The sequence below is a fragment of the Psychrobacter sp. CLB018 genome (genome assembly GCF_041222815.1).
In the GTDB taxonomy this organism is placed as follows: Bacteria; Pseudomonadota; Gammaproteobacteria; order Pseudomonadales; family Moraxellaceae; genus Psychrobacter; species Psychrobacter faecalis.
This window is the reverse complement of the sequence record NZ_CP166085.1, coordinates 2577152-2589962: the sequence shown is the minus strand read 5'-3', so window position 1 is coordinate 2589962 and position 12811 is coordinate 2577152. Positions and strand designations below refer to the sequence as shown.

Sequence of the window (12811 nt, the reverse complement as noted above, 5' to 3'; positions counted from 1 at the left end):
AGTAAGCTTAAGTAGCATAAACTCACAAAGCACGTCTATATCATCAACAGATAAAAAGTCAATAGTTGCTATACTTATTTATAAGTTCATAAGTTCATAAGTTCATAAGTTCATAAGTTCATAAGTTCATAAGTTCAAAAGTTCATAAGTTCAAAAGGGCTATGAATTTTTATAACGTTTTAAAATAAATGATAAGAATAACGTTACATAATACATTCAAAATAAGTAGAAATAATAAGAGAGGTATTTGATTTGGCTAAGTTAGCAAAATTACATCGCTCAAGAAATAATCGTATGATCGCAGGTGTGATGGGCGGTATTGCAGAATATGTCGGCTGGTCGCCAACATGGGTTAGATTGTTATTTGTGATTGTCTCCACCATGAGCGCCGCTGTCCCAGGCATCTTAATTTATATTATCTTATGGATAATCATGCCTAAAGTAAATAATCAGTCTTATCAGTAAAAGCAAAGTTATAAAGTTAAGATGAATATTGATTGTTAATATTAATGTTATCTAAATCTAAAGTCATTTAAATAAAGACAACGTTAAGAACGTAAAATACAAGGCTAGAATAAAAACAATAGCCCATGAAAAAACAAAAAGCCTGACTCATCAGGATGCCTGCGACACACTTTTCCTCCTGCCCGAATGCTCACGCATTTGGGTATTTTTTTATCTTGTTTTTATATCTATCGGCTTAACGACGCTGATAGGTATAGTTTGACGATGAACATAGCCAATAACTGGCTATTTGAGCGATTTAGACAAATTTAATTGCGCTAAATATAGATAAAATGGTCAATTTTTAGTAAGGTGAGCAGGCAAATAGAGCCGTTGCCAAATAGGCCATACGCGCGCTATCAATATCTTATTTTATAATACCTATTCCACCGCGGCGTTATGACATGCCCCAAACTATGACAATCCAAACTATGACATCTCAAGCGACAACTTCGATGACCGCAGAAAAACACGCTCAGCCGATGACTTTTCAAGATTTAATTCTCACCTTACAGAACTACTGGGCTGATAAGGGCTGTGTGGTTTTGCAGCCTTATGATATGGAAGTCGGCGCTGGTACCTTTCATACCGCGACATTTTTGCGCTCGCTAGGTCCTGAGCGCTGGAATGCGGCGTATGTGCAACCATCACGCCGTCCAACCGATGGCCGCTACGGTGATAACCCGAACCGTTTGCAGCATTATTATCAATTTCAAGTGGTTTTAAAGCCCAATCCACCCAATATCCAAGAGCTGTATTTGGATTCACTACGCGCTATCGGTATTGATCCATTGGTGCACGATGTGCGTTTTGTTGAAGACAACTGGGAGTCGCCAACGCTTGGTGCGTGGGGACTTGGTTGGGAGATTTGGCTCAACGGCATGGAAGTCACCCAGTTTACTTATTTCCAACAAGTTGGCGGTATCGAGTGTTTCCCCGTGACAGGCGAGATTACTTATGGGCTTGAGCGCTTGGCGATGTATGTGCAAGGCGTTGATAGCGTCTATGATTTGGTCTGGGCAGATGGCGAATTTGGCCGCGTAACCTATGGCGATGTTTTCCATCAAAACGAAGTTGAGCAATCAACCTATAACTTTGAGCACGCTGATGTGCCAATGATGGGTCAGATGTTTGATTTTTATGAGCAACAGGCGGATAAGTTGGTTGCTGAAGGTTTGCCATTACCTGCCTATGAGATGGTACTAAAAGCGTCGCATGCCTTTAACTTGCTTGATGCGCGCGGTGCGATTTCGGTGACAGAACGTCAGCGTTTTATTCTGCGGGTACGTACGCTGGCGCGTAAAGTTGCCTTTGGTTACGTCGAAGCACGCGCCAAATTGGGCTTTCCGTTGGCCGATGAGGCCCATCGTCAAGCGGCGCTCGATAAGTATTTGCCAAAAGAAGATGTGCTAACTGAAAATACAGATGATAATCAAACTACTAACAATAATAAATAGGAGCATCCCATGAGTACTATTTTATTTGAACTGGGGTGTGAAGAGCTACCTCCAAAAAGCCTAAAACCGCTACGTGATGCGCTACAAGCAAGTGTCACCGAGCAGTTAAATGAGGCTGATATCACGTTTGATAGCATCAAAGCATTTGCCGCGCCGCGTCGTTTGGCGATTCAAATTGAGGGTATCAGCGATAAGCAGCCTGATCGTAGCGAGCAAAAACGTGGTCCGGCTATTAAAGCGGCGTTTGATAGCGATGGTAATCCAACGCGCGCAGCGATGGGTTTTGCTAAGGGTTTAGGTATCGACGCCAGCGAGCTGATCACTATTAACACCGATAAAGGTGATTATGTCGGCTATGAGCAGATTATTCAGGGTCAAGCGACGACTGAGTTACTACCTACTATTTTCCAAACCGCGCTTGATAATTTGCCGATTGCTAAGCGTATGCGTTCTGGCGCGAGCCGCAATGAGTTTGTACGTCCGGTACAATGGGCGGTATTGATGCAAGATGATGTGGTCATTGATGCGACTATCCAAGGACATCAAACTGGCAAGCAAACGCGCGGTCATCGCTTCCACAGTCCTGACTATCACGAGATTACGCACGCCAATGATTATGAGCAGCTGCTCGATGGTTTAAAAGTCGTGGCAGATTTTGATAAGCGTCAAACGTTGATCAAAAATCAAGTCAAAACGCTAGCCGATGAAGTTAATGCCGATCCTATCGTGCCGCAAGATTTGTTAGATGAAGTGACGGCGTTGGTTGATTTCCCGATTGCGCTGCGAGCAAACTTTGAGCCGCGCTTTTTACAAGTGCCGCAAGAAGCGCTTATCTCGACCATGCAAGCGGATCAAAAGTATTTTTGCTTGACCGATAAAGCAGGCAAATTGCAGCCGTACTTTATTTTTATCACCAATATTGAGTCAAAAGATCCGAATCAAATCATCGAAGGCAATGAGAAAGTCGTGCGTCCGCGTTTAGCTGATGCGGAGTTTTTCTTCTTGCAAGACCAAAAGCAGCCTTTATTTGCTTTGACTGAAAGCCTAAAAACGCGTGTCTTCCAAGATAAGCTCGGTACGATTTGGGAAAAGTCTGAACGTATTGCTAAGCTTGCTGCCTTTATCGCTACACTGATGCAGCAGCAAGGACGCGATATTAATGTTGATGAAACGGTACGAGCTGCAATATTATCCAAAGCGGATTTGGCTAGCTCATTGGTCGGTGAATATCCTGAACTGCAAGGTATCGCCGGTACGTATTATGCGCGCTTAAATGATGAACCTGAAGCCGTCGCGGCCAGCCTGCAAGAGCAATATTTGCCTAAGTTCAGCGGTGATGTATTACCGCAGACACCGATTGGTATTTGCTTAGCGTTGGCTGATCGTTTAGATACGTTGGTTGGTATTTTCGCCATTGACCAAGCACCGACTGGCTCAAAAGACCCATTTAGCTTACGTCGTTCAGCCATTGGAATTTTGCGTATTTTGATTGAAAAGCAATTACCAATTAATTTGGTGGCGCTCGTTGAGCAAGCGATTAAAGGTTATAGCACCAGTGAAGGCAGTAAAATTGCTAAAATGGGCGATACCTTTACCCAAGTGATGGCGTTCTTAAACTCGCGCTATCGGGCGATGTATACCGAGCAGGGCGTCAGTGTCGATACGATTCAAGCCGTGCAAGCAATCAATCCGCATATGCCGCTCGATTTTGATCAGCGTATTCGCGCTGTGCAAACCTTTAGTGAATTGCCACAAGCCGAAAAGCTTGCCGATTCAAACAAACGTGTTGCCAATATTTTAGCGAAATCAGAAGTAAGTGTCGCTGACACTGTCGATGAAGCGCTATTATCTGAACCTGCTGAGCAAGCGTTATATCAAGCGATTCAGCAAGCGCAAACGGCGGTCAAACCTTTGCTAGAAACTGCTGACTATACGCAAGTATTGCAAACGCTGGTCAGTTTGGATGCGCCTTTGTCAGACTTTTTCGCTGACGTCATGGTCAATAGTGAAGATGCGGCGCTGAAAAACAATCGCTTAGCACTGCTCAAGCAAGTGCGCGCCTTATTCTTAACCGTGGCTGACATCAGTGAGCTGCAGCTGTAGTTTGTTCATTATAGTTCGACAGTGATAGACCTCTGTTAGTTTAAGCATCTATGAGGTTAATTTATTAACGACTTAAAAAACTGGCTGTATATGGCCAGTTTTTTATACGTTTATTCTACAGCGTTGGGTTTATAATGTCTTAGAACGTATCCAAAGGAGCATTGCCGTGTTGGCCGTTATCATTGTAATTCTTATTATCTGGGCTGTGATGTGGGGCTTTTATAAGTTTATGTACCCGCGTGCGCCAAAAAGCATGATGCCAAAAAAGGGCGATGTGACCACGCCGCGCCAGTGTGATTTTTGTGGCAACAGTTTGGCTGAGTATCGCGGTGTGCTGGAATCTACACCTACTTTAAATAGTAATAATGATATGGCCGCTAATAAAGCATTGTTCTTTTGCAATTATGAGCATCAAGCAGACTTTCATGCTGGTAAGACTTATCAAGCAGATGCCTAACTTGTAAGCCATAAGTTGTTAATCACAAGTCGATAAGCTTTTATCACCATTTAAAAAAGCGCTTAGCTCTGATGAGTTAAGCGCTTATCTTTTTAGAATACCTATTTAATATTGAGGCAAATTTATAAAATGGAATGCGCATCTTTCATAATTTTGTTGAGCAGTGCTTCAGACTGTTTGCTTTGTTGGAGACGATCTTCTTCGTTTCTTTCATGAGTTTGGATTTTTTCATATAAATTTAAGCAGGTTAATACCAGTAGGTTTTCTTGGCTAAGACTTGGTGCATCTCTTCTTAACTTTAGAGCAAAGTCGTTGATATAGGAAACTGCTGCACGCAATTCTTCTTGCTCGTGTACAGGACAAAAAATAGGGTAGGTTACGCCAGCAATCGCCACATCGACCTTTTTAATTTGTGGTTCAGGAGCGCTTGCAGGTTTAGCAGCGCTATTTACCGTATTACTATTTGTCTTATTGTTATTTGCGTTATTGTTTACATTGCTATTTGCATTGTTATTTTGCGGGTTCGAATTATTTGGCATGGCTTTTTGTGGTTGCGTGGTTTGTGTTTGATTGTCTTTTGCTGGAATGGCTGTTGATTGAGTGTTTTTGGATTGAATGTTATGGGTCTGACTGCTTGGCAGCTGACGCTCTACAGGGTTTGCGCGGTCATCGGTCATGATAAATCCTACAATATGTGTCATTAAAGTGAATAAATAGCTGTCACTGCTCTAAATAGGGTGCTGATAAACCTAATAAACTTAAATGCTGAATAGATAAAGTTAATCAGCAAAATTGCTCAAGTTAAGCATGATGAATATCAACGTCTGCTTAACTTTCGGCTTGGTCAATGCGTGTCAAACGCTGTAAGACCACTTGGGTACGCTCAGCGGCCAATTCATTTTTCTTCTTCAAGTCACTATTTTGCTGCTTAATATCGCTATACTGCTGTTTTAATTCATTATTACGCTGCTGCAGTGCATGGTTTTGGTGCTGTAATTGCTCAATCTGCTTGTTTAATTTGTCTTGTTCTTCGCCAATCATATGATGGGCTTCGGCAAGGCTTTGGTAGCGCTTATCAAGATCGTTTAATTGTTTTTTGGCACCGTCACGCTCGCTATAGCTGCTATCGAGCTTGGTTTTAAGAGCGGTAAGCTCTTTTGGGTCAGTCACTGGTTGTTGTTTGAGGCTGCTAAGTTCAGCACTGACAAGCTGATACTGTTTTTTAATATCGAGTACCATTTTTTCTAATATTCTAAGTTGGTCATACATAGTCAGTTTTTATCCTTAACAAGTAAGCGTAAATGAATTTTGTTCTCTGCGTTTAATAATGCCATAGGTGACCGCATAATATCTATATCAACAAAGTAATTGTATGGCGCTTTGTTTTGTGACTTTTATCACTTGCCGCTTTATGAATCATATCGGGCGGCGTCTGTTGGTATTTACCACTATTAATCAATTACTAGGACATCTATTATGAATGACAATATCTCTGGCTGGAATACTTGGCTGGCTGCGTTTGATGACTGGACGGACGTGTCTATCAGCGAGGTACACGGCTTGATGACGGGGCTGATGACCGCCTGTAATGCCCCTGATGAGCCAGTTTGGGCAAAGGTGTTTGAAGAGCTGAGCTTTGCGCCGCTGCCTGATGCCGCATTAACTTTACTCACCGAAGAGGCAGAAGACATCGTTTTTCAGTTAAAAGACAAAGACGATGCTTATGCGTATATGCCACTGGTGCCAGATGATGAACATGACCTGTACGAGCGCGTGATGGCGCTGAAACAGTGGGCAAATGGCTTTATGACCGGTTTTGGTATTACCGATTGTGGTCTAAGCGCTGAAGAAAACGAGATACTTTCAGATTTGGCAAAAATTGGCGCGATACGTTTAGAAGATGATGAAGACTTCGAAGGTGGCGAAGAGTCTTATCTGCATATTTTTGAATTTGCACGCATGGTTCCGGTTAGTTTTGCTACGCGTCAACGCAAGCCTGTGAAAGATATTGCTCTGATTGCTGGCTTGGCTATCGATGCCAAAACCACCAAAGAGCTACAAGCAGAAGGTAGGTTGCCTAAACCGATGCCGCCGGTCGTTGATGTGATGAATCAAAACCGCCCATCATAATTAACATGATAGGATAAAGGGAATGAGAAATAGCTGAGATTGATGCCAGAGAAATGGTACTTGGCTATTGGATAGCTATCCAAAATAATGAAAGGGATATGATGATGACTACTGATAATGAGATGGTTTATTTACGCCGCTGCATTGAGCTCGCTGCTGAAGCATTAGAGGCGGGCGATGCGCCGTTTGGTAGCGTGTTGGTCGATGGCAATGGCAAAGTATTACAAGAAGATCGTAATCGTGCCAATACGGTCGATGCGACTTACCATCCTGAAATTGCCGTCGCCAAGTGGGCCGCGCAAAATATGACCCCTGAGGCACGAGCAAAAGCCGTGGTATATACCTCGGGTGAGCATTGCGCCATGTGCTCAGCGGCACATGCGTGGGCTGGTCTGGGTCGTATTGTCTATATCAGCTCATCAAAACAGCTCGGTAAATGGATGGACGAGATGGGTGTGAGCTCAACATCGCCCATCCATTCATTAAGTATCCAAGAAGTTGCACCGAATGTGCCCGTCGAAGGTCCGATTGCCGGTTTAGATGAAGAAATCAGAGCCCTACAGCAGCGTTCATTTCAAAAAAATAAGTAAAAAACTTAAATAAAAAATCTGCTTAAAAAGGCTAGGGCGTGTCTTCATTATTACGCTTATTAAAAAAGCTGTGCCTTTTTATCTTAGTACGATAAGGAAGTCTTATGACGCTAAAAAATTACGATAACGTTGCAGAACGAGAAACGCCCAATACTCATTATTCTACTGGCAATTATCCAAAAGACAGTATTGATTGGCTGACAAGATTAATTGCGTTTGATACGGTCAGTCGCCATTCAAATTTGGCGTTGATTGACGATGTGAAAGCGTATTGCGAGCAATTGGGCTTAACGGTAGGTTTAACCTTTAATGATGCTAAAAATAAAGCCAATTTATTCGTTACGGTGCCAGCGGGAAAAGATGCCGATGAAGTGAATCATGGTCTGGTACTATCGGGTCATACCGATGTCGTACCAGTAGATGGGCAAGACTGGACGTCGGAGCCGTTTACCGCGACCATTCGTGGCGACAAGCTATACGGTCGCGGTGCTTGTGATATGAAAGGCTTTATTGCTTGTGCGCTGACACTATTGCCGCAAGCGGTAAAACTCTCTAACGCAGGCCAGCTGCGTCGCCCATTGCATTTGGCATTGTCGTTTGATGAAGAGGTCGGCTGTTTGGGCGCACCGCTACTCTTGGCAGATTTGAAAGCGCGCGGTATTACGCCTGATTACTGTATCGTCGGTGAGCCGACTAACATGGCGATGGTGGTGGCGCATAAAGGCATCGCGGTTTACCGTTGCCGTGTTCATGGCAAGTCTGGGCATTCGTCATTGACTGCCCAAGGTGTCAACGCTATTAGCTATGCCAGTCGTTTGATTGGTTATGTTGATACTTTAGCAGAAGAAATCAGCCAGCGCGACGATAACGACGCCATGTTTGATGTGCCTTATTCGACATTGTCTGTTGGCACCATACAAGGCGGCACCGCGACCAATATCGTCCCTAAACTGTGTGAATTTACCTTTGATTATCGTAATCTGCCGCATATGACACAAGACGATATCCTCGCACCGATTGCGGCAAAAGTTGCAGAGCTCAGCGCCCAAATGCAAGCACGCGCTGCCGATACTGGTATTGAGCTGCTACAAGAAGAGAGTGTACCAGCGATGACCGATAGCGATAGCGCTGAGCTACAAGCGTTAATTATCGCTCTGACCGGTGACGATACACGTCATAAAGTCGCTTATGCAACTGAAGGCGGTCAGTTTACTAATAGCGGCATCCCAACGATTATTTGCGGTCCTGGTAGCATTGAGCAGGCGCATAAAGCCGATGAATATGTCGCGCTAAGTGAAATGGCACGTTGTGATGAGTTTTTACAAAAGCTGCTAAACAGCTGTGCTATTAATTGATAAAATAGTCAACAAGCAATTCTATTGCAATATAGATGCGCATGACATACACCGTCTTTATGGCGGTGTTTATTTTTTCAACATGACGCATGCTTTTCAACATGGCGCATGTATTATTTAAATTTTTACCCCACTCTCAACTTCGAAAGTGATTGAAAAAAGAAGAGCACCTCACTAATCTATTGTTTTCGACCAAGAATACAATGGAGTTGTGAGATGCCCATAGACGAATTTATCATCAATATCTATTTAATGGTAGAGCAATATTACAAAATAGTCGTCACCAAACCCTTGCGAAGTGCAGGTTACGCGCCAAAGCTGAGTGATCCTGAGGTTATTTGCATGGAGATGGTCGGTGAATTTTTACACCTTGATCAAGACAAACAAATTTGGCAATACTTTACCCAGCATTGGCAAGCCTGGTTACCAGCCATCGGCTCATACCCTAACTTCGCAAAGCACTGCGCCAATCTGTGGCAAGTCAAACAGCAGATACAAGATAACGTCAGTCAAATTGAAGGCCGTGACAACATCCATTTTATGGATGGTTTTCCGATACCCGTCTGTCATTATGGACGCGCTTATCGGCATAAGAATTATCAAGACTTAGCAGCTTTTAGCTACTGTGCCGCTAAGCAAGAGAGGTACTATGGCTTTGAAGGCCATTTGCTTGTTAACTTATCGGGCATGATTAAAGGCTTTACCTTTGCTCCTGCCAATGTTGATGAAAGAGCGGTTGCGCCTGATATTACTGACCATATTTATGGTTTGCTCGGTGCTGATAAAGGGTATATCAGCCCTAGTCTGACATCGTACTACAATGTTCAAGGCGTGGATTTACAAACGCCACTCAGAGCCAACATGAAAGAGGATAGACCCAAACCTGTGGTAAGACGGCTGATGAAAGTCCGCCGTATCGTTGAAACAGTCATTGGTCAGCTATCAGAAAGATTTAACTTACAAAGAGTGAGAGCAAGAGATTTATGGCATTTGTCTCATCGATTGATTCGTAAAATCCTGTCACACAATCTGTGCTTTGTACTCAACAAAAAACTTGGTAACCCGCCTCTTCAGTTTGAATTGCTTATTTCAAGTTGAGAGTGGGGTAATTTTTATAAAAAAGTAGGGGTTGGTTGATGTCTTGGCATCTGTTTGCGGTATTTTTTGCAAGTACGTTTTTTATCTCAGCGACCCCCGGTCCAAACATGCTACTGGCCTTTCAGTATGGCCTTAATTATGGCGTCAAGCGTACCTTATGGACGCTGGCAGGTTTAAGCCTTGGGCTGTTTATTTTACTGCTGTCAACGCTCCTTGGACTTGATGTTATTAGTCGTCAATCGCCATGGTTATTGACAGTGATTAAGACCGTTGGTGCGATTTACCTTATTTATTTGGGTGTCGCATCGTGGCGCGATAGTGGTAGTAGCAGCTTAATGAGTGATGCCAGCGAGCTGAGTACAGAAGTTCATAAAGAGCTGACTACGACTGCGGAAATGGCAGATAAGCCTATGCCGCGCTCACTTTCGAGCGCGGCTGTTAAAGCGCCGCCTAGCGATTGGTTATTGTTTCGAACGGGCATGTGGGTGTCACTGTCTAATCCAAAAGCGATATTGTTTTTTGCCGCCTTTTTTCCCAAATTTATCAATTTTAGCGCGCCGCTGTGGCCGCAGTATATTATGCTGACTTGTGGGCTGTTTTTGAGCGAGACGATTTGGCAGCTGATTTATACCATTGGCGGTAAAAAGCTGGCTGGTTGGCTTGATGTTGGTGAGCGTTTGGCATGGCTCAATCGCGGTTGCGGGGTGATATTTATTTTAATTGCCGCGGCGTTATTGGCTGAGGTGTTAAATAGTTTCTTGGCTTAGGAATTAATCAGGTTTATGTTTAACGTGATTTTTTAAAAAGTGATACGTTTTCTAGAAAATTTTTATATAATTAAATTAATTATTGACTTTATTTTTTAAATCATTATTATTATCTCATTGATTTATAGCGCTTATCTTTCATAGGTGCTACATTATCCCAATTAATCTGCTATTGTCGCTCTGACATTGGCCACAACCTACGGAGGAATCATCGTGTCCTATTTAAACATCAAGACGTTTTCAAAGATTGAACGTATAAACTGCATGACAGCAATGACGACTTCGAAAAGGTTTGGCTGAATCTATATATAAGCTATTGAGTGATATCTTGTTTATTGATATCAACGCATAGCCTTCTATATCTACTCACTCTATCCCTCTTCTAAGTGCGCTATGTCAACATAGCTCGTAATCGTGCACGGCATTTTCGCGTTTGCTATTAGCTGTTTATTCGAAATTCTACCTTACTATTATCACTAATATTCTCGCTCAGCTCACGCTATTATTTAGTAAATAACTATTTATGTGTGTGCTATCTAAGCTTTCATTTTTAAGCTGAATATTTTGGTAGCGTAAAAATTCTTTTTAAAACGTCCATCATAAAGTAATCATACATTTTTATTGATTTTTTAATCAATAAAGAAGCGGTATTTTATTGTCTATTTCTTATGAAAAATAACTTATTGAGTGTTTTACTTAATGGTAATCAATAAGTAAATGATAAAGTTAAAGAAATAGGTAGATTAAAATATATTTTGTATGGTGATTAAAATAATAAAATGGAAATAATACATTATGAGCATTCAATTAGTATTAAATGAAAATAGTAAGTCTGGCGTACCGGTCAAGATTTATACATCAGATATTGAACAAGAGGCGATGCAGCAATTACGAAATTTGGCTCAGCTGGAGTTTGTACATTCGCATATCGCGGTGATGCCTGATGTACACGTTGGCAAAGGCGCTACCGTTGGAAGTGTGATTCCGACCAAATCCGCCATCATTCCGGCTGCAGTCGGTGTCGATATTGGCTGCGGTATGAACGCGGTGCGTCTATCTCTGACGGCAAGTAATTTGCCTGATAGTTTAAGGGCATTACGCTCAGTAGTGGAGCAGCAAGTGCCAGTTGGCTTTAATATGCACAAACAAATCCAAGCCAAAAACTCAACGCTTGATCCGTTAGGTAAACGCCTAAGACCGATTACTGATAAGCATCCAGGTTTGCTCAAGATGCTCAAAGGCTTTGAGCGTACGTGGGCAAAGCAACTTGGCACATTGGGTGGTGGCAATCATTTCATTGAGCTGTGCTTAGATGAAAACAATGATGTCTGGGTCATGCTGCATTCTGGTAGTCGCGGCATTGGTAATTGTATTGGTCAGTACTTTATTAATCTTGCCAAAAAAGAGCGTCAATCACGCTTTGGTCATGTGCCAGATCGGGATTTGTCTTACTTTGCTGAAGGCTCTGATAGTTTTGTTGATTATGTTGAGGCGGTGGACTGGGCGCAGGATTATGCGCTAGAAAACCGCCGTGAGATGATGCGTTTGGTCATTAAAGCCATGCAGTCACCACAAGCGGGGTTGCCACGTTTTCAGCTGACCAAAGAAGCCATCAATTGCCATCACAACTACGTCAATGAAGAGGTACATTTTGGTGAGCAAGTCTATGTCACGCGTAAAGGCGCTATCAGTGCCTACCAAGGTGAGCTGGGGATTATTCCCGGCTCTATGGGCGCAAAATCCTTTATCGTCCGAGGTCTTGGCAATGATGAATCGTTTTGCTCGTGCTCGCATGGCGCAGGGCGACAAATGAGCCGAGGCAAAGCCATACGGGCATTTACCATTGATGAGCTAAAAGCGCAAACCGAAGGCGTTGAGTGCCGTAAGGACAAAGGCGTCATCGACGAGATACCCGGTGCTTATAAAGACATTGAAGAAGTGATGGCCAACCAAGCCGACTTAGTCGAAGTGGTGCATACGCTGAAACAGGTCATGTGCATTAAGGGTTAGTTGGTTTTGCAAAACAGATTTAGAGATATTAAAAATATAGGTAACAATATGAGCTTAAAACAAACCTTAAAAAAGGCCAAGCAGATTGAACGGCAGCTGGAACAGCAAGATGCCACAGCCAATCAAAACTTACTTGGTGCTGTAAAACCGCGAAATTATCTGGCGCTAAATCCACTGCTCAAAAAAGGCGGTATTCATGAAAAAGAAGATATTGATATCATGCGCAAAAAACGTCGCCGCGAAACCAAGCAGCAATTGCGGAAGACCGATTGGTTATCGCAGTAAAGACAATTAATTTTAACATCCACGCACAAAAAAGCCGCTCCCTACTTAAATAGAG

The 12811-nt window shown here is 42.9% G+C and carries 13 protein-coding genes; 11 read left to right on the top strand and 2 right to left on the bottom strand.

The window, feature by feature from the left end; translation table 11 throughout:
• The first annotated feature begins 252 nt into the window (after positions 1-252).
• From AB8P72_RS10995 to AB8P72_RS10980, 4 genes are all read left to right on the top strand, one after another.
• Positions 253-465 (top strand): PspC domain-containing protein, encoded by a 213-nt coding sequence (locus AB8P72_RS10995; RefSeq protein WP_369957749.1) that lies wholly within the window; start codon positions 253-255, stop codon positions 463-465.
• Positions 466-935: 470 nt separating this feature from the next.
• Positions 936-1961, top strand: coding sequence for a glycine--tRNA ligase subunit alpha (glyQ, locus tag AB8P72_RS10990; RefSeq protein WP_369811331.1), 1026 nt, complete (start codon positions 936-938; stop codon positions 1959-1961).
• A 9-nt stretch (positions 1962-1970) separates the two neighbouring features.
• Complete coding sequence (gene glyS, locus AB8P72_RS10985; RefSeq protein WP_068407480.1) at positions 1971-4064, top strand: glycine--tRNA ligase subunit beta; 2094 nt, start codon at positions 1971-1973, stop codon at positions 4062-4064.
• Between the two features lie 166 nt (positions 4065-4230).
• Positions 4231-4521, top strand: a complete 291-nt coding sequence (locus tag AB8P72_RS10980; protein WP_369957748.1) for a hypothetical protein — start codon at positions 4231-4233, stop codon at positions 4519-4521.
• A gap of 122 nt (positions 4522-4643) precedes the next feature.
• Here the strand turns inward: AB8P72_RS10980 and AB8P72_RS10975 are convergent, their stop codons facing one another.
• Positions 4644-5198, bottom strand: a complete 555-nt coding sequence (locus AB8P72_RS10975; protein ID WP_068407477.1) for a cell division protein ZapA — start codon at positions 5196-5198, stop codon at positions 4644-4646.
• 151 nt (positions 5199-5349) lie between these two features.
• Positions 5350-5790: a hypothetical protein gene (locus AB8P72_RS10970; RefSeq protein ID WP_068407475.1), complete on the bottom strand. Its 441-nt coding sequence runs from the start codon at positions 5788-5790 to the stop codon at positions 5350-5352.
• Between the two features lie 207 nt (positions 5791-5997).
• Here AB8P72_RS10970 and AB8P72_RS10965 point away from each other — a divergent pair, with 207 nt between their 5' ends.
• The 7 genes from AB8P72_RS10965 to AB8P72_RS10935 all read left to right on the top strand — a co-directional run bounded on the left by AB8P72_RS10965 (position 5998) and on the right by AB8P72_RS10935 (position 12756).
• Positions 5998-6651 carry a UPF0149 family protein gene (locus tag AB8P72_RS10965; RefSeq protein WP_369957747.1) on the top strand — a complete coding sequence of 218 codons (654 nt, stop codon included), beginning with the start codon at positions 5998-6000 and terminating at the stop codon, positions 6649-6651.
• A gap of 98 nt (positions 6652-6749) precedes the next feature.
• Positions 6750-7241, top strand: coding sequence for a nucleoside deaminase (locus tag AB8P72_RS10960; RefSeq protein ID WP_264753718.1), 492 nt, complete (start codon positions 6750-6752; stop codon positions 7239-7241).
• A gap of 104 nt (positions 7242-7345) precedes the next feature.
• A complete protein-coding gene (argE, locus tag AB8P72_RS10955) occupies positions 7346-8596 on the top strand; it encodes an acetylornithine deacetylase (RefSeq protein ID WP_068407471.1) in 1251 nt (416 codons plus the stop codon).
• Between the two features lie 216 nt (positions 8597-8812).
• Complete coding sequence (locus AB8P72_RS10950) at positions 8813-9694, top strand: IS982 family transposase (protein ID WP_369957746.1); 882 nt, start codon at positions 8813-8815, stop codon at positions 9692-9694.
• Between the two features lie 38 nt (positions 9695-9732).
• On the top strand, positions 9733-10461 hold the full coding sequence (locus tag AB8P72_RS10945) for a LysE family translocator (protein ID WP_068408308.1): 729 nt from the start codon (positions 9733-9735) through the stop codon (positions 10459-10461).
• 795 nt (positions 10462-11256) lie between these two features.
• Positions 11257-12471 carry an RtcB family protein gene (locus AB8P72_RS10940; protein ID WP_198329180.1) on the top strand — a complete coding sequence of 405 codons (1215 nt, stop codon included), beginning with the start codon at positions 11257-11259 and terminating at the stop codon, positions 12469-12471.
• A gap of 48 nt (positions 12472-12519) precedes the next feature.
• Positions 12520-12756 carry a hypothetical protein gene (locus AB8P72_RS10935; protein WP_227515010.1) on the top strand — a complete coding sequence of 79 codons (237 nt, stop codon included), beginning with the start codon at positions 12520-12522 and terminating at the stop codon, positions 12754-12756.
• Positions 12757-12811: the final 55 nt, after the last annotated feature.

Bases quoted from the DNA above. Each gene is read 5' to 3' on its own strand.
- glyQ (WP_369811331.1), top strand. From the start codon at position 936: ATGACATCTCAAGCGACAACTTCGATGACCGCAGAAAAACACGCTCAG.
- glyS (WP_068407480.1), top strand. From the start codon at position 1,971: ATGAGTACTATTTTATTTGAACTGGGGTGTGAAGAGCTACCTCCAAAA.
- AB8P72_RS10975 (WP_068407477.1), bottom strand. From the start codon at position 5,198: ATGACCGATGACCGCGCAAACCCTGTAGAGCGTCAGCTGCCAAGCAGT.
- AB8P72_RS10970 (WP_068407475.1), bottom strand. From the start codon at position 5,790: ATGTATGACCAACTTAGAATATTAGAAAAAATGGTACTCGATATTAAA.
- AB8P72_RS10965 (WP_369957747.1), top strand. From the start codon at position 5,998: ATGAATGACAATATCTCTGGCTGGAATACTTGGCTGGCTGCGTTTGAT.
- AB8P72_RS10960 (WP_264753718.1), top strand. From the start codon at position 6,750: ATGATGATGACTACTGATAATGAGATGGTTTATTTACGCCGCTGCATT.
- argE (WP_068407471.1), top strand. From the start codon at position 7,346: ATGACGCTAAAAAATTACGATAACGTTGCAGAACGAGAAACGCCCAAT.
- AB8P72_RS10950 (WP_369957746.1), top strand. From the start codon at position 8,813: ATGCCCATAGACGAATTTATCATCAATATCTATTTAATGGTAGAGCAA.
- AB8P72_RS10945 (WP_068408308.1), top strand. From the start codon at position 9,733: ATGTCTTGGCATCTGTTTGCGGTATTTTTTGCAAGTACGTTTTTTATC.
- AB8P72_RS10940 (WP_198329180.1), top strand. From the start codon at position 11,257: ATGAGCATTCAATTAGTATTAAATGAAAATAGTAAGTCTGGCGTACCG.
- AB8P72_RS10935 (WP_227515010.1), top strand. From the start codon at position 12,520: ATGAGCTTAAAACAAACCTTAAAAAAGGCCAAGCAGATTGAACGGCAG.